Source organism: Tardiphaga sp. 42S5 (assembly GCF_034044155.1).
GTDB classification, from domain to species: domain Bacteria; phylum Pseudomonadota; class Alphaproteobacteria; order Rhizobiales; family Xanthobacteraceae; genus Tardiphaga; species Tardiphaga robiniae.
Window position 1 is genome coordinate 1,732,993 of record NZ_CP139027.1, and the last position, 15,758, is coordinate 1,748,750.

The following is a 15,758-nucleotide window of genomic DNA, read 5'->3' on the forward strand; positions in this document are numbered from 1 at the left end:
ATGATCAGCATCAGCAGATAGATTTTCATGTCTTCTCCCGCTGCGGTGTAAAGGCCTGTTAAGGTTTTCAAACGCTGAAAGCGTCTCCCGGTTCAATGACAGCAGCGTGATAAAAGTTGGTTAATGTCGAGGAAGTTTGAATGAGCGAATCCAATCTAAAGGCGGTGATCACGAGGCTGCTGCCTGCGCGTTTCCGTCGCGCCTCCGCAGTGGTTCCGGTGGTGCGTCTGTCGGGCACGATCGGCGCGGTGACACCGCTGCGGCCGGGATTGTCGCTCGCGGGCGTGGCAAGACTGCTGGACAAGGCATTTGCGACCAGGAATGCCAAGGCCGTTGCGCTGGTGATCAATTCGCCGGGCGGCTCGCCGGTGCAGTCGCGGCAGATCTATCTGCGCATTCGCCAGCTCGCTGCGGAGAAGAAGCTGCCGGTGTTTGTGTTTGTCGAGGATGTCGCGGCGTCCGGTGGTTACATGCTCGCCTGCGCGGGCGATGAAATTTTCGTCGATCCATCCTCGATCGTCGGCTCGATCGGCGTGGTTGGCGGCACCTTCGGGTTTCAGGACCTGATCAAGAAGATAGGCGTCGAGCGGCGTCTCTATACGGCGGGTGAGCACAAGGCGATGCTCGATCCGTTCCTGCCGGAAGATCCCGATGATGTTGCGCGGCTGAAATCGCTTCAGCGCGAGATCCACGCGATCTTCATCAACCTCGTGAAGGAGAGCCGCGGTGCCCGGCTGAAGGGCGCCGAGGATGTGCTGTTCTCCGGAGAATACTGGGCCGGTGAAAAATCCATCGCGCTCGGCCTCAGCGATGCCATCGGCGATCTGCGCTCGGTGCTGCGCGCGCGCTATGGCGACAAGGTGCAGATGCCAGTGATCGCGCAGCCATCCGGCATGTTGTCAGGTCTGCTCGGTCGCAAATCCGGCGCGGGCTCGCAGCTATCGCTCGACGGCCTGTCGGGACTGCCGGATCAACTGATCTCGGCGCTGGAGACGCGCGCGCTGTGGTCCAAATACGGCTTTTAGCAGGACGGTATTGCGCGGCATTTGGTGGCTTAAAAGCTAATTGCAGGAATCCGGCACTTGCGCGAGACTATCCGCAGGGGGCTTGAGATGAACGACAGGAATCGACAGATGCCGCCGCTGGTCGCACTTGCAGGCGCGCTTGGGAGCGCAGCCGTTGTCCGCTGGGCCTACAGAACCGCCAGGCGGATCAATCATGAGTTGGAAGAAGCCCGCCAGGCGCGGGTGGCTGAACGCAGCGGGACCACGGACGTCCCGACCCTGCGCCGTGATCCCGTCACTGGCGCGTATCGGCCGGGTTAGCCGCCACAAACCGGGCCCCCAAAATATTTGCGCCGGCCTGAGGACGGGGCACGTCCTCGAGACCGGCGACAAAGTTGGGCTTTCAGGCTTGGAGGTCCCTTGGCCCTGGACGTTTGGACAACTTAAGACTTGGAGGTCTTCGGCCCGCGCGACTTGGATCGTTCGAGCCTTTCGCTGGGTCAAGTCCCGATGACCGGGTTCGTTCCCACCGATGCCATCAGGATAGTGCGCGGGACTTAACGACTAGCCCTCGTGATCAGGTGATGTGCCGGTGCGGTTACCCGCCGGTTACCGCCAAATCGGGCCGCATTGCCTTGATTCCGCAAGGCCGCGCCGATACGGTCCGCGCGCTTTGATCCGCCTTGATCCCCTTGGCGAATCCCCGGAAAAACGGCCCAGAAACCACCATGGACTCCCTGCCTCCGCACATGCGCCCGGAACGTTCGTTCCAGGGCTTCATTCTCGCTCTGCAGCGGTTTTGGGCCGAGCAGGGCTGCGTGATCCTGCAGCCTTACGACATGGAAATGGGCGCCGGCACCTTCCATCCCGCGACCACCTTGCGCGCGCTGGGGCCGAAGCCGTGGAAGGCCGCCTATGTGCAGCCGTCGCGCCGGCCGAAGGATGGCCGTTACGGCGAGAACCCGAACCGGCTGCAGCATTATTACCAGTTCCAGGTGATCATGAAGCCGTCGCCGGCGAACCTGCAGGACCTCTATCTGCAGTCGCTGAAAGCGATTGGCATCGACACGGCACTGCATGACGTGCGCTTCGTCGAGGACGACTGGGAAAGCCCGACTTTGGGCGCCTGGGGCCTCGGCTGGGAATGCTGGTGCGACGGCATGGAAGTCAGCCAGTTCACTTACTTCCAGCAGGTCGCAGGCGTCGAATGCGCACCGGTCGCCGGCGAACTCACTTACGGTCTCGAACGTCTCGCCATGTATGTGCAGGGCGTCGACCGCGTCTACGATCTCAACTTCAACGGTCGTGAGGGCGCCGACAAGGTGACCTATGGCGACGTCTTCCTGCAGGCCGAGCAGGAATATTCGCGGCACAACTTCGAACATGCCGATACCGCGATGCTGTTCGAACAGTTCAAGATGGCCGAGGCCGCCTGCAGGAAATATCTCGACGCCGGCTGGAAGGGCGGCAAGCGCGAAGAACATCTGATGGCGCTGCCGGCCTATGACCAGTGCATCAAGGCCAGCCATGTCTTCAATCTGCTCGATGCGCGCGGCGTGATCTCGGTCACCGAGCGCCAGAGCTACATCATGCGCGTCCGCGAACTCGCCAAGGCCTGCGGCGAAGCGTGGGTGCATACCGAAGCCGGAAGTGCTGCCTGATGCCTGATCTTCTCCTCGAACTGTTCTCCGAAGAAATCCCCGCCCGCATGCAGGCCAAGGCGGCGGAAGATCTGCGCCGCATTGTGACCGATAGGCTGGTCGCCGAAGGTCTCGTCTATGAAGGCGCGAAGGCTTTTGCGACGCCGCGTCGCCTGACGCTGACGGTGCACGGCATTCCCGCACGCCAGTCGGACCTCAAGCAGGAGCGCAAGGGACCGCGCGTCGGCGGCGCCGAAGCCGCGATCCAGGGCTTTCTAAAAGCCACCGGTCTTGCGTCGCTCGACGAAGCAAAAATTCAGCGCGATCCCAAGGGCGATTTCTACATCGCGCTCACGGAGAAGCCCGGCAAGCCGACGGTCGATGTACTGGCCGAGATTCTGCCCATTATCATCCGCACCTTCCCGTGGCCGAAGCAGATGCGCTGGGGCGCGGCTTCCGCGAAATCCAGCGCACTGACCTGGGTGCGCCCGTTGCATTCCATCGTCGCGACCTTCGGCATCGAGACCGAAGAGCCGGAAGTGGTGCAGTTCGACCTCAGCGGCGTCAGTGTTGGCCAGACCACTTACGGCCATCGCTTCCTTGCGCCTGATGCGATCCAGGTGCGTCGCTTCGACGACTATGTGGCGAAGCTGCAGGCCGCGAAGGTCGTGCTCGATCCCGAGCGTCGCAAGGAGATCATTCTGGCCGATGCGCGGCAGCTCACATTCGCGCAGGGCTTTGAGCTGGTCGAAGACCCCGCGCTGCTCGACGAAGTGTCGGGCCTGGTCGAATGGCCGGTGGTGCTGATGGGCTCGTTCGACAAGGACTTCCTGTCAATCCCGGACGAGGTGATCCGCGCTACCATTCGCGCCAATCAGAAGTGCTTCGTGGTCCGCGATCCCAAGACGCAGAAGCTGACCAACAAGTTCGTCATAACAGCCAATATCGAAGCGAGCGACGGCGGCACGGCGATCATCGCCGGCAACGAGCGCGTCATCCGTGCGCGCCTGTCGGACGCGAAGTTCTTTTACGAGACGGATCTGAAGACGAAGCTCGAAGATCGGCTGCCGAAATTCGAGCAGATCGTGTTTCACGAGAAGCTCGGCACCCAGGCCGCGCGTATCGCCCGTATCGAAAAGCTGGCTGGCGAGATCGCGCCGCTGGTCGGCGCCGATGCCACGAAGACCAAGCGTGCGGCGCAGCTCGCGAAGACGGATCTGCTCACCGAAGTGGTCGGCGAGTTTCCAGAGTTGCAGGGCCTGATGGGCAAGTATTACGCGCTGGCGCAGGGTGAGGATGCCGCTGTCGCTGCCGCGAGTGAGGATCACTACAAACCGCAGGGGCCAGCGGATCGGGTTCCGACAGCTCCCATTTCGATCGCCGTGGCGCTGGCGGACAAGCTCGATACGCTGGTTGGTTTTTGGGTTATCAAGGAGAAGCCAACTGGCTCCAAAGATCCCTTTGCACTGAGGCGTGCAGCGTTGGGGGTTATCCGCATTCTTTTGGATAACGGTGCTCGCTTTCCACTTTCAGAATTCTTACAGCGGCTTGTTTATCGCGGGCTGGTATTCACTTCAGGCGCCACGTTGGTCGGCGATGAGTTTGTCCTGACGCTTGAGGTGGCAAATAATCACGGCATTATTGATACTTATTCGCGAAAGCAAAAAACGCCAATTTCAAGCGAGGAAATAACTAGCGAAGGCCAAGCGTATCAGAAACGTTTTATCGAGGGTATGGCTGCCGACCTTCTCGCCTTCTTCGCCGACCGCCTGAAAGGTCAGCTCCGCGATCAGGGCGCCCGTCACGATCTCGTCGATGCGGTGTTCGCGCTCGGCGGTCAGGACGATCTGTTGATGGTTGTCCGCCGCGTCGAGGCGCTCGGCAAGTTTCTCGACAGCGATGACGGCAAGAACCTCTTGGCCGGCACAAAGCGCGCCAACAACATTCTCGCCATCGAGGAAAAAAAGGACAAGCGCAAGTTCGACGGCGCACCTGATGCCGCACTGTTCAAGCTCGACGAAGAAAAGGCACTGGCCAGGGCGATTGCCGAGGTCGGTCCGGAAGCGAGCGCGGCTGTTGCCAAGGAAGACTTCGCCGGCGCGATGACCGCCATGGCCAAGCTGCGGCCGGCGGTGGATGCGTTCTTCGACAAGGTGAAGGTCAATGACGACGACGCGGCGGTCCGCGAAAATCGTCTGAAGCTGTTGAACGAGATCCGCGCGGCGACGCGTGCGGTGGCGGATTTCTCGAAGATCCAGGATTGACGACTAGGGGGCGCCGGCGGGCGCCCCACGCGTCATCCCGGGGCGGGCCGCAGCGGCGAAGCCGCGGAGGTCCGAACCCGGGATCCCGATGTGTTCATCACTGCTCTGCACCCGCAACGATAGAGGTGCTCAACACTTCAAGATTCCGGGTTCGCGTGCGCGAAGATGCGCCCGCGCCCCGGAATGACAAAACTTGGGGGGCAGGCCGCCCTGCCTCCGAATTTTCCAGCAATCTCCCGAAACATTTACCTTCCATTAACCATCCCTTGAAATGGTCCGGTTCCGTAACGGTTTCTTAACCGTCGCTTCCCAGCGCGGGCAGGACTGCCCAAGGATCGCCCATGACCTCGGTCAATACCGGCCTCAATCCCTATGCCAATTACGGCTCCGCCTATGCGCGGGCCGCGGCCACGGCCCAGCCGTCGCTGGCCAATGCGCTCAACAGCAATGAGAGCGCATCGTCGTCCTCCGATGCGGCGACCAATCTGACGCTGTCGGAGGCGGCGCGGGCGAAGCTTGCGAGCTCCGGCTCCGACAAGGATATCGCGACCGTCGTCACGGATCTCAGGGCGAAGCTGGCGGCCCAATATGTGGCCGCAAAAGCGACGGGGCCGCTGGATGCCAACGGCAAGCTGACCATCGATCTCTCGACGCTGGATCGCCGTTCGCTCTACGCCATGGCCACCAACAATGGCGGCACCTTCACCGCCGACGAGCAGAAGGTCGCCCAGGCCGAACTGGGCAATCGCTTCAATGCGGCGCTGGCGCCTGCCGCGGGTACGGCCAAGCTGACCGGCGATTTCAGCGGCATCTACAAGGCGGCGCTGGATTATCTCGATGCCGCTGGCAGCGAAGAGAAAGCCTCGGCGGCCTGGTCCGCGCAGCGCGAGGCCGTGCTGAAGGGCATTCAGGCGACCGAACAGACACCGACCAAGGCGCCATCAGGCATCGCCAACGATCCGGTCGCAGCCTATCTCGCGCAGCCCGATACAACGACGCCCGTGCAGGACATCGCCACCGTTGCGAAGAGCGTGCGTGCGGCGCTGGATGCGCAGGCCAAGGCGGCGAAAGAGGCGGGCAAGGGCGAACTCGTTTATGACAGCCGCCGCAAGACCGGCCAGCTCGCGGATTTCTCCGCCGTCGACAATCGTTCGCTCTCGGCGATCTCGCTCAATCAGGATGGTCTGTTCTCGAAGGAAGAGAGCTTTGCGGCCAAGCAGGTGCTCGATTCACGTAATCGCACCAGCATTCTCGAGGCGTTGCAGGCAAGCCAGAAGAGCGGCGATCCCAGCCAGTTCAGCCTCGGCATTCTCAACACCTATTCGGCGATGAGCGATGAGGAGCGGACCGCCTCCAACTGGACGCCGAGTTTCCGCGACAATGCAGTGGCGAGCTACAAGTCGACCAACCACATTCTGTCGCTGCTGAAGAGCGGATGAGCGTCGATACAGGAAGGTGCTGCAATACTCCGTCCTCGTCCTGAGGAGGGGCATCTTCGCCGCGTCTCGAAGGATGGCTGCAAACGCCGGCGCTCACCCATTCATGGTTCGAGACGCGCGAAGTCGCGCTCCTCACCATGAGGCGGAGCTTGTGGCGTCATGCGCAAACAAAAAAGCCCCGCCCGGTGGGGGATGACCGGGGCGGGGCTTCTTCGCCCGGTCGCCATTCGCGGCGCCCGAACGAATCTTCTTTCAACGTGACGTGCTAGTCGACGACCTGCACGATGCGGCGCGAGCGCGGCTCCACCAGCACTGTCTGACCATTCACCACCGTGTAGCGATACGGCGTCGTCGCGACCGTCTGCGGCACGTCGTAATAGGTCACGCCGGCTTCAGGCAGCGTGGTGCCGACGACGATGCGATCGGGCACGGTGAAGGTCGGCACGCGTTCGCGCACCACATATTCACGGAATGCCGGACGCTCCTGCACGGTGATGCCATCGGGATCGTTGTTGTCGACGATGACGCGATCGCCCCCGGATACACCGACGGTGACGCCCTGAGCCTGCACGGCCAGCGGTGCGCCGAGCGCGCCGACAAGGGCCGCTGCTGCAATAAGTTTGTTTCGCATGATCGTCTCCTTCGTGAACGATGTCCGGCTTGCCGCGCCGGTCTGTGCCATCCAGCCTGGTTTGATTTATTCACCGTCGGCCAATGCATGCCGCCAGCGATCGTTCCGGAATTTTCCACGCGCAATTGCTGGTTTTTGATGCACTGCATGCAGGTATGCGGGAACCCATTGATGGGCAGGACGTCTTTATGCTGCTAAATCCCCGCGGCGCATCGCACCCGAATCGATTCCCTCACGGAGACACTTCTCATGGTCATCACGGCAGCTCACATCCAGCCGATTGTCGCGCTTATCGCTGGCGTTCTGATTTTGATCATGCCGCGGTTTCTCAATCTGGTGGTGGCGATCTATCTGATCTTCGTCGGACTGGCCGGACTCGGCGTCTTCAGGATGTTGAAAATCGGCTAAATTTCGACACGGCCGTTACCTACAGCGGTACCTCCGGGCTGCTTGCGCCACGTCCCTGAAACGTGGTGTAACGCGGCACATTTCCCTGTCGTTTCCTCTCGCGGATTGATTGAGAACCATGGCCAAAACCGCCTCGAAGTCCAAGAAAGCCCCTGCGAAGTCAAAGCTGTCCAAGGCTGCGCCCAAAGTAGCTTCGGTGGCCCGCAAGGCGCTTAAGAAGTCAGCTGCAAAACCTGCAGCAAAATCCGCGGCGAAGGCCAAAACGGCTGTGAAAGCAAAGGTTGCTCCGAAGCCTGTTGCAAAGGCTCCCGCATCCAAGAAGGCGGTTGTGGCCAAATCTTCTACAGCCAAGACTTCGGCGACCAAGCCCGTCAAGAAGGCCACCAGCAAGCCGGTGACCGACGTCATCAAGGCCGGCAAGTGGGTTTATTCGTTCGGCGGCGGCAAGGCCGAGGGCAAGGCCGGCCTGCGCGACCTGCTCGGCGGCAAGGGCGCGAACCTCGCCGAAATGGCCAATCTGGGCCTGCCGGTGCCTCCCGGCTTCACGATTCCGACCTCGGTCTGCACCTATTTCTACGCGAACGGCAAATCCTATCCGAAGGAATTGCAGTCGCAGGTGGAGAAGGCGCTTGAGGCTGTCGGCAAGATCACCGGCAAGGGCTTCGGCGACGAGAAAAACCCGCTGCTGGTTTCGGTGCGCTCCGGCGCCCGCGCCTCGATGCCGGGCATGATGGACACGGTCCTCAATCTCGGCCTCAACGACACCACGGTGGAAGCGCTGGCCGAACTGTCGGGCGACAAGCGTTTCGCCTATGACAGCTATCGCCGCTTCATCACCATGTATTCCGACGTGGTGCTCGGCTTCGAGCATCATCACTTCGAAGACATTCTCGATACATACAAGGACAACAAGGGCTACACGCTCGACACCGATCTCGATGGTGACGACTGGGTCAAGCTTGTCGGCCAGTACAAGGAAGCCGTCGCACGCGAAACGGGGAAGGACTTCCCGCAGGATCCGCACGAGCAGCTCTGGGGCGCCGTCGGCGCCGTGTTCTCATCCTGGATGAATACCCGCGCGGTGACCTATCGCCGCCTGCACGATATCCCGGAGTCGTGGGGCACCGCCGTCAGCGTGCAGGCCATGGTGTTCGGCAATATGGGCGAGACCTCGGCCACCGGCGTTGCGTTCACGCGCAACCCGTCGACCGGCGAGAGCAAGCTGTATGGCGAATTCCTGATCAACGCGCAGGGCGAGGACGTGGTGGCGGGCATCCGCACGCCGCAGGACATCACCGAAGACGCACGGATCGAGAGCGGTTCGGACAAGGCGTCGATGGAAGCGGCGATGCCGGAGGCGTTCAAGGAATTGACGCGCATCTACACCCAGCTCGAGAAGCACTACCGCGACATGCAGGACATGGAGTTCACGGTCGAGCAGGGCCGGCTCTGGATGCTGCAGACCCGCAACGGCAAGCGTACTGCCAAGGCGTCGATCCGCATCGCGGTCGAACTCGCCAATGAAGGCGTGATCTCGCAGAAGGATGCGGTATCGCGCATCGATCCGGCGTCGCTGGATCAGCTCCTGCATCCGACCATCGATCCATCAGCCAATCGCGACGTCATCGCCACCGGCCTTCCGGCATCGCCGGGCGCCGCATCGGGCGAGATCGTGTTCTCGTCGGACGAAGCCGCCAAGCTGCAGGCCGACGGCAAGAAGGTTATTCTTGTTCGCGTCGAAACCTCGCCGGAAGACATTCACGGCATGCACGCCGCCGAAGGCATTCTCACCACCCGCGGCGGCATGACCTCGCATGCTGCGGTGGTCGCGCGCGGCATGGGCAAGCCCTGCGTCTCCGGCTGCGGCACCGTCCGCGTCGATTACGGCCGCGGCACCATGAGCATCGGTGGCCGCGTGTTCAAGGCCGGCGACGTCATCACCATCGACGGTTCGGTTGGCCATGTGCTGTCCGGCCGCATGCCGATGATCGAGCCGGAATTGTCGGGCGAATTCGCAACGCTGATGGGCTGGGCCGACAAGGTCCGCAAGCTCAAGGTCCGCGTTAATGGCGACACGCCGGAAGATGCCCGCACCGCCATCAAGTATGGCGCGGAAGGCATCGGCCTGTGCCGCACCGAGCACATGTTCTTCGAAGAGACCCGCATCCGCACCGTGCGCGAGATGATCCTCGCCGAAGACGAGCAGGCCCGCCGTGCCGCGCTCGCCAAGCTGCTGCCGATGCAGCGCGCCGACTTCGTCGAACTGTTCGAGATCATGAAGGGCCTGCCCGTCACGATCCGTCTGCTCGATCCGCCGCTGCATGAATTCCTGCCGCACACCCAGGGCGAAGTCGAGGAAGTGGCGCGTGTCATGGGCACCGATCCGCGCAAGCTTGCGGACCGTGCGCGTGATCTCGCCGAGTTTAATCCGATGCTCGGCTTCCGCGGCGTACGCATTGCGATCGCCTATCCGGAAATCGCCGAGATGCAGGCGCGCGCGCTGTTCGAAGCCGCGATCGAAGCAGGCAAGCGCACTGGCGAACAGGTCGGCCTCGAAGTCATGGTGCCGCTGATCGTCACCAAGATGGAGTTCGATCTCATCAAGGCGCGCATCGATGCCACTGCGGTGTCGGTGATGAAGGAGACCGGCGGCAAGCTGAACTATTCGGTCGGTACCATGATCGAACTGCCGCGTGCCTGTCTGCTGGCTGGCGAGATTGCCGAGACCGCCGAGTTCTTCTCGTTCGGTACCAACGATCTCACGCAGACGACCTTCGGCATCAGCCGTGACGACGCCGCGAGCTTCCTCGGTACTTATATCGCCAAGGGCATTCTGCCCGTCGATCCGTTCATCACGGTCGACCGCAGCGGCGTCGGCGAACTCGTGAAGATTGGCGTCGCGCGTGGCCGCAAGACTCGCCCTGATATCAAGGTTGGTATCTGCGGTGAGCACGGCGGTGATCCGGCATCGGTAGCCTTCTGCCATGAGATCGGCCTCGACTACGTGTCGTGCTCGCCCTATCGCGTGCCGATCGCGCGTCTCGCTGCCGCACAGGCTGCGCTCGGCAAGGAAATTTCCAGCCAGGCGTAAGTGCTTTTCGATTTCATGATCTGAAAAATGGCCGGGGAGTTCCCCGGCCATTTTTATTGCGTGCCTCATGCCGTGTTTGTTCGTGCGTCGGAATGGAACTCGCAAACATTTTCACGCATCCGCGAATTTCTCTTCATCATCTTTGTCAACGCGATGTTTACTACTTTTGTGGAGCCGCGGTTTACCAAGGCTTTCGAATGATTTCGCACTGCGCTCGTGCAGCTTGCGTGTGGCGTCGTTGCATCGCCGATTAACTCCGCGGCAACTTTGATTCCGTACTAACGAAATAGATCGAAATGTACGGATGTGCAGATTAGTGCCGTGCAGGGCGATGCTGGTGTAAGCGTTGCGTGAGCGTATCGATGTTAGTACTGCGTAACCGGCCGAAGGGCGCGCGTGGCGCGTTCTTCGGCTTCGGTCTCTGCGTTTTCGCATTGGCCCCGACAGAATCTGGCTATCAGGACATCGCCTCGCTGCTGGCTCGCCAGCCGGGCGTGACCGAACGCTGGCAGAAGCGCGTGTTCGCGCCCGCCGTCTCCTCCATCCAGGTTGCAACATTCTCGTTCGGTCGCCCGATGGGCACGGCCTCGCGCAATCCCACCTTGCAACTCGCCAGCCTCGACAATTCCGGCATCGCCGCCAGCGGAGCGCTGACTGACATCACCGGTGCACTGACCCGCAATCCGCTGGCGCAACAGCCGCGCCGCTATGAGGCCGCCGATTTCCCCAAGGTGGATCGCTCGCTGAAGGGCGATCGCCTGGCCGTCCGCGCCCCGGAGACCGTGGCGCCCGATGAGCCTGGGAAGCAGGATTCATTCGACGACAACAGATCGGTGATGGGCGCGAAGACCGTCGACGCACTGCCATCCGCGCAGCATGCGCCCCTCGATCCCGAACTCGATGAAGCGCTGCGTGCCCCGCCGCTCGCTCAATACGACGCATCGCAGTCCGTGCAGCCCACCGAGGACGCCAAGACCGATGCAGCGGTGATCCCCGTCGAGCCGGCGCCGGCCAAGGACGGCTTCTCGGTGAAGACGAGCCTTTTCGGTAGCTCGTCGCTTGGCGCATCGGTCGAGACAATGGAACGCTGGCAGCCCGGCGAAGAGCCGACCATCGTAATGCCAGGCACAGCCGTGCCGGGTATTGCCATGCCGGGCTCAAGCCTCGACCCGGACATGAAGGCTACGGCGGTGGTGCCGAATGCGGCGATCAACCCGACCGACGGCGGCGAAAGCGTTGCCGGCAAAGGCGAGGTCAACAGCGCCAATCAGCGTGCGAAGACGCCGGCCGAACGTATGGGTCTCACCGAGCTGACCCGCGGCAAGCAGGAAAAGTGTCTGACGGAAGCCATCTACTTCGAGGCCCGCGGCGAGGCGGTACGTGGCCAAATGGCAGTGGCGCAGGTGGTGATGAACCGCGTGTTCTCCGGCTTCTATCCGACAACCGTCTGCGGCGTCGTCTATCAGAACAAGCATCGCCGCCTGGCCTGCCAGTTCACCTTCGCCTGCGACGGCATTCCAGATGTCGTGAAAGAGCCGGATATGTGGGAGCGCGCCCGCAAGATCGCGAAGGCGACGCTGGACGGCCGGATCTGGCTGCCGGAAGTCGCGAAGTCCACGCATTACCATGCCTATTGGGTGCATCCGTCCTGGGTCCGCGAGATGAAGAAGATGTACAAGACCGGCGTGCACTCCTTCTACCGTCCACGTAACTGGGGCGACGGCAGCGAGGCGCCGAGCTGGGGCACGGCGGCGCAGACGGCGGAAATCTCCGCCAAGCTCTCCGAAATCAAGCCGTAACAGCCACGACTTTACCTCCGAGCCTGCCAAGAGCGATGCCATGCCCGGCATCGCTCTTTCCATTCCGGATTCCGCAGAATGTTAGCCCGACCCTGGGCTGTGATGACGTCCGCGTGGCCCTGCATCCCAGCAATGCATCCCCCGAAATCCCCGTCATCGCCATTGGGATTTCCATGCGAATGCATTAATCTCCCGTCCAATCCGGACCGGGCTTGTGCTCTTGGGCCGGCTGAATTTTCAATCCGAATTTGATCCGGGGAAACGACATGGCGGCAATTGACGGCGCGACGCGCCCGGCATCTGGTTTTGGCTGGCGTACGCCGCTGGTGATCATCATCTGCGGATCGCTGATCGGCATGCTCACCTTCGGGCCGCGCTCGAGCGTCGGCTTCTTCATGCAGCCCTTCAGCCAGGAGTTCGGCTGGGGCCGTGACGTTTTCGCGCTCGCCTTCGCCGTGCAAAACCTGCTCTGGGGCATCGGCCAGCCTTTCGCCGGCGCCGTCGCCGACAAGTTCGGCAGCGTACGCGTGATCTGCGTCGGCGCCTTCCTCTATGCGGCTGGCTTGCTGATGATGCGCTATTCCTCGACACCGCTCGAGCTGAATATCAGCGCTGGACTGCTGATCGGTTTTGGCCTGTCGGGTTGCTCGTTCAATCTGGTGCTGTCTGCCTTCGGCAAACTGGTGCCGCCGGAATGGCGCGGCATCGCGCTCGGCGCCGGCACCGCCGCAGGCTCGTTCGGCCAGTTCATTTTCGCGCCTTTCACAGTGGCGATGATCGACAACACCGGCTGGCAGGCGACGCTCACCGTGTTTGCGGTGCTGATGTTGCTGGTGATCCCGTTGTCGCTCGCGTTGGCGACTCCAACCGCGAGTGCTGCGTCCGCCGACGCGCTGGTGGCGCAGAAGCAGTCGTTCAAGAGTGCGCTCACGGAAGCCTTTGGCCATCGCTCCTATGTGCTGCTGGTGCTCGGCTTCTTCACGTGCGGCTTCCAGCTCGCTTTCATAACCATGCATCTGCCGGCCTATCTGGTTGATCGCGGCTTGCCCGCGGCTGTGGGCGGCTGGGTGATTGCCATCATCGGCCTGTTCAACATCATCGGCTCGCTGACGGTCGGTTATGTGCAGGGCAAGCTGCCGAAGCGCTACATCCTCTCCTTCATCTACTTCACCCGCGCGCTGGCGACGGTGGCCTTTATCATGCTGCCGCTGACGACCACCTCGGCGCTCGTCTTCGGCGCCATCAGCGGGCTTGCCTGGCTCTCCACCGTACCGCCGACATCAAGCCTGGTGTCGCTGATGTTCGGCACGCGCTGGTTGGCCACGCTGTATGGCTTTGCCTTCTTCAGCCATCAGGTCGGTGGCTTCCTTGGCGCCTGGCTGGGCGGTGTCGTGTTCGACAAGTTCGGCTCCTACACGCCGGTGTGGTGGCTGTCGGTGCTGTTCGGTGTGCTGTCGGCACTGATCAACCTGCCGATCGTGGAAGAGCCGGTGAAGCGTCCGATCGCACAGCCGGCGTGATCTGCATTTCCCGGCGTTGACTCGCTGGCCTCCTGCGATGAAAATTGACATCGGCCGTTCCAACCGGGGCGGCCTTCGTTCTCAGGGCGGGGTGAAAATCCCCACCGGCGGTAATCGGGCGCAAGCCCGGAAGCCCGCGAGCGCCTGACGGGTTACACCGTCAGGGTCAGCAGATCCGGTGCGATGCCGGAGCCGACGGTCATAGTCCGGATGAAAGAGAACGGGTATGCGCAGGGACTCCGCTTCGGTGGATGCTCGGCGTGTGACCGTACGTCCTGATTCTGGTCTCAAACCGCGAGAGCATCCATGAATCAGCCTGTGATGAACTTCAAAACTTCCACTTCCGTAAATCTTGCACCATCGACCGGGCGGATCGCCTTCATCCAGTCGTGCTGGCACAAGGATATCGTCGATCAATGCCGTGTCGGTTTTGTCGCCGAACTTGCACGGCATGGCGTGCCCGACAGCCAGATCGATATCTTCGAAGTCCCCGGCGCCTTCGAAATTCCGTTGCAGGCCAAATTGCTGGCGCGCACCGGGCGCTATGTCGCGATCGTCGCCACCGGGCTCATCGTGGACGGTGGCATCTATCGCCATGAGTTCGTATCCGAGGCCGTCATCAGCGGTCTGATGCGGGTGCAGCTCGACAGCGATGTGCCGGTGATCTCGGCCGTGCTGACGCCGCAGCATTTCCATGAACATGCCGAGCATCTCCGTTTTTTCCGCGAGCATTTCGTCGTGAAGGGCGCCGAGGCGGCAACGGCCTGTGCGGCCACCATCGCCAATATCGCGGCGACGCGGCAACTGGCCGCCTGATCGCCGCAATTGCCGCGTTATGCCGCCATGGCCGGGCAGGGCTGCAGAGCTCCTGCCCGGCGGGTGCGGGTGGCGTTTCCCGCAACGGCACGGCATAATTCGGCAGCAGAAATCACAAGCAAAATTCGGGAGACGCGTGTTGGGAACGTTCAAGGCTGTCCGCATCGACAAGGCTGACAAAGGCACCACGGTTGCGCTGACGCAGTTCGACGAAGCCGAATTGATGGACGGCGACGTCACCGTGCGGGTCGAATGGTCCACGGTGAACTACAAGGACGGCCTCGCCGTCACCGGCAAGGCGCCAGTGGTGCGCCGCTTTCCGATGATCGCCGGGATCGACTTCGCCGGCACGGTGGAATCCTCATCGAATCCGAACTGGAAGCCCGGCGACAAGGTGATCGGCAATGGCTGGGGCATGGGCGAAACCCATCTCGGCGCCTATGCCGAAAAGACCCGCGTCAAAGGCGACTGGCTGGTGCGGCTGCCGGACGGCATGACCACCCGCGACGCCATGGCGGTCGGCACCGCCGGCTACACCGCAATGCTCAGCGTGCTGGCGCTGGAGAATCACGGGCTGAAGCCGGCCGATGGCCCGATCGTCGTGACGGGTGCCGCCGGCGGCGTCGGTTCGGTGGCGATCGCGGTGCTGTCGAAGCTCGGCTATCAGGTCATCGCCTCGACCGGCCGGACCTCGGAAGAGGGCTATCTCAAGGGCCTCGGCGCCAGCGAGATCATCGACCGCAACGAACTCTCAGGCCCCGCCAAGCCGCTGGCCAAGGAGCGCTGGGCGGGCGGCATCGACAGCGTCGGTTCGACCACCCTGGCGAATCTCCTGTCGATGACGAAATATCGCGGCGCGATCGCCGCCTGCGGTCTCGCAGCCGGCATGGACCTGCCATCTTCGGTTGCACCCTTCATTTTACGCGGCGTGTGTCTTCTCGGCATCGATTCTGTCATGTGCCCGATCGAGCTGCGACAGCAGGCCTGGGCGCGGCTGGCGACAGATCTGGATCACACAAAACTTGCTGAAATTACTCAGGAAATTCCGCTGGATCAGGTGATCGAGGCCGGCGCCAAGGTGCTGGCCGGGCAGGTGCGCGGGCGAATCGTGGTAAAGATCGGCTAACGACGTTCAGACTTTACCAA

General features: G+C 62.2%; 13 protein-coding genes and 1 riboswitch. Of the genes, 12 read left to right on the plus strand and 1 reads right to left on the minus strand.

The window, feature by feature from the left end:
* Window positions 1-140: 140 nt before the first annotated feature.
* The 5 genes from SFY93_RS08105 to SFY93_RS08125 all read left to right on the plus strand — a co-directional run bounded on the left by SFY93_RS08105 (window position 141) and on the right by SFY93_RS08125 (window position 6,347).
* A complete protein-coding gene (locus SFY93_RS08105; protein WP_320446692.1) occupies window positions 141-1,025 on the plus strand; it encodes a S49 family peptidase in 885 nt (294 codons plus the stop codon).
* Window positions 1,026-1,133: 108 nt separating this feature from the next.
* Complete coding sequence (locus SFY93_RS08110; RefSeq protein WP_320447719.1) at window positions 1,134-1,325, plus strand: hypothetical protein; 192 nt, start codon at window positions 1,134-1,136, stop codon at window positions 1,323-1,325.
* A gap of 407 nt (window positions 1,326-1,732) precedes the next feature.
* Complete coding sequence (locus SFY93_RS08115; protein WP_320446693.1) at window positions 1,733-2,665, plus strand: glycine--tRNA ligase subunit alpha; 933 nt, start codon at window positions 1,733-1,735, stop codon at window positions 2,663-2,665.
* Window positions 2,665-4,908 carry a glycine--tRNA ligase subunit beta gene (gene glyS / locus SFY93_RS08120; protein ID WP_320446694.1) on the plus strand — a complete coding sequence of 748 codons (2,244 nt, stop codon included), beginning with the start codon at window positions 2,665-2,667 and terminating at the stop codon, window positions 4,906-4,908. Before SFY93_RS08115 ends, glyS begins: the two co-directional genes overlap by 1 nt.
* Window positions 4,909-5,249: 341 nt before the next feature.
* Window positions 5,250-6,347, plus strand: coding sequence for a hypothetical protein (locus tag SFY93_RS08125; RefSeq protein WP_320446695.1), 1,098 nt, complete (start codon window positions 5,250-5,252; stop codon window positions 6,345-6,347).
* Window positions 6,348-6,612: 265 nt separating this feature from the next.
* On the opposite strand, the gene SFY93_RS08130 is transcribed toward SFY93_RS08125, so the two are convergent.
* Window positions 6,613-6,978: a DUF1236 domain-containing protein gene (locus SFY93_RS08130; RefSeq protein WP_231078116.1), complete on the minus strand. Its 366-nt coding sequence runs from the start codon at window positions 6,976-6,978 to the stop codon at window positions 6,613-6,615.
* Window positions 6,979-7,227: 249 nt separating this feature from the next.
* Here SFY93_RS08130 and SFY93_RS08135 point away from each other — a divergent pair, with 249 nt between their 5' ends.
* The 7 genes from SFY93_RS08135 (at window position 7,228) to SFY93_RS08165 (ending at window position 15,738) form a co-directional block, all read left to right on the plus strand.
* A complete protein-coding gene (locus tag SFY93_RS08135) occupies window positions 7,228-7,386 on the plus strand; it encodes a DUF3096 domain-containing protein (RefSeq protein WP_089262456.1) in 159 nt (52 codons plus the stop codon).
* A gap of 118 nt (window positions 7,387-7,504) precedes the next feature.
* Entirely contained in the window at window positions 7,505-10,477 is a 2,973-nt protein-coding gene (gene ppdK / locus SFY93_RS08140) for a pyruvate, phosphate dikinase (RefSeq protein WP_320446696.1), read from the plus strand.
* A 27-nt stretch (window positions 10,478-10,504) separates the two neighbouring features.
* Window positions 10,505-10,678: a hypothetical protein gene (locus SFY93_RS08145; RefSeq protein ID WP_165826769.1), complete on the plus strand. Its 174-nt coding sequence runs from the start codon at window positions 10,505-10,507 to the stop codon at window positions 10,676-10,678.
* Window positions 10,679-10,839: 161 nt separating this feature from the next.
* A complete protein-coding gene (locus tag SFY93_RS08150) occupies window positions 10,840-12,276 on the plus strand; it encodes a cell wall hydrolase (RefSeq protein WP_320446697.1) in 1,437 nt (478 codons plus the stop codon).
* Window positions 12,277-12,542: 266 nt separating this feature from the next.
* Window positions 12,543-13,796: an MFS transporter gene (locus tag SFY93_RS08155; protein ID WP_320446698.1), complete on the plus strand. Its 1,254-nt coding sequence runs from the start codon at window positions 12,543-12,545 to the stop codon at window positions 13,794-13,796.
* A gap of 73 nt (window positions 13,797-13,869) precedes the next feature.
* Window positions 13,870-14,022, plus strand: a riboswitch (FMN riboswitch).
* Between the two features lie 95 nt (window positions 14,023-14,117).
* Window positions 14,118-14,612 carry a 6,7-dimethyl-8-ribityllumazine synthase gene (locus tag SFY93_RS08160; RefSeq protein WP_349255063.1) on the plus strand — a complete coding sequence of 165 codons (495 nt, stop codon included), beginning with the start codon at window positions 14,118-14,120 and terminating at the stop codon, window positions 14,610-14,612.
* A 139-nt stretch (window positions 14,613-14,751) separates the two neighbouring features.
* Window positions 14,752-15,738, plus strand: coding sequence for an acrylyl-CoA reductase (NADPH) (locus SFY93_RS08165; protein WP_320446700.1), 987 nt, complete (start codon window positions 14,752-14,754; stop codon window positions 15,736-15,738).
* Window positions 15,739-15,758 lie beyond the last annotated feature (20 nt).

Coding starts and splice junctions, on each gene's coding strand:
- SFY93_RS08105 (WP_320446692.1), top strand. CDS start 141: ATGAGCGAATCCAATCTAAAGGCGGTGATCACGAGGCTGCTGCCTGCG.
- ppdK (WP_320446696.1), top strand. CDS start 7,505: ATGGCCAAAACCGCCTCGAAGTCCAAGAAAGCCCCTGCGAAGTCAAAG.
- SFY93_RS08115 (WP_320446693.1), top strand. CDS start 1,733: ATGGACTCCCTGCCTCCGCACATGCGCCCGGAACGTTCGTTCCAGGGC.
- SFY93_RS08160 (WP_349255063.1), top strand. CDS start 14,118: ATGAACTTCAAAACTTCCACTTCCGTAAATCTTGCACCATCGACCGGG.
- SFY93_RS08155 (WP_320446698.1), top strand. CDS start 12,543: ATGGCGGCAATTGACGGCGCGACGCGCCCGGCATCTGGTTTTGGCTGG.
- SFY93_RS08110 (WP_320447719.1), top strand. CDS start 1,134: ATGCCGCCGCTGGTCGCACTTGCAGGCGCGCTTGGGAGCGCAGCCGTT.
- SFY93_RS08150 (WP_320446697.1), top strand. CDS start 10,840: ATGTTAGTACTGCGTAACCGGCCGAAGGGCGCGCGTGGCGCGTTCTTC.
- SFY93_RS08135 (WP_089262456.1), top strand. CDS start 7,228: ATGGTCATCACGGCAGCTCACATCCAGCCGATTGTCGCGCTTATCGCT.
- SFY93_RS08125 (WP_320446695.1), top strand. CDS start 5,250: ATGACCTCGGTCAATACCGGCCTCAATCCCTATGCCAATTACGGCTCC.
- SFY93_RS08130 (WP_231078116.1), bottom strand. CDS start 6,978: ATGCGAAACAAACTTATTGCAGCAGCGGCCCTTGTCGGCGCGCTCGGC.
- SFY93_RS08145 (WP_165826769.1), top strand. CDS start 10,505: ATGGCCGGGGAGTTCCCCGGCCATTTTTATTGCGTGCCTCATGCCGTG.
- glyS (WP_320446694.1), top strand. CDS start 2,665: ATGCCTGATCTTCTCCTCGAACTGTTCTCCGAAGAAATCCCCGCCCGC.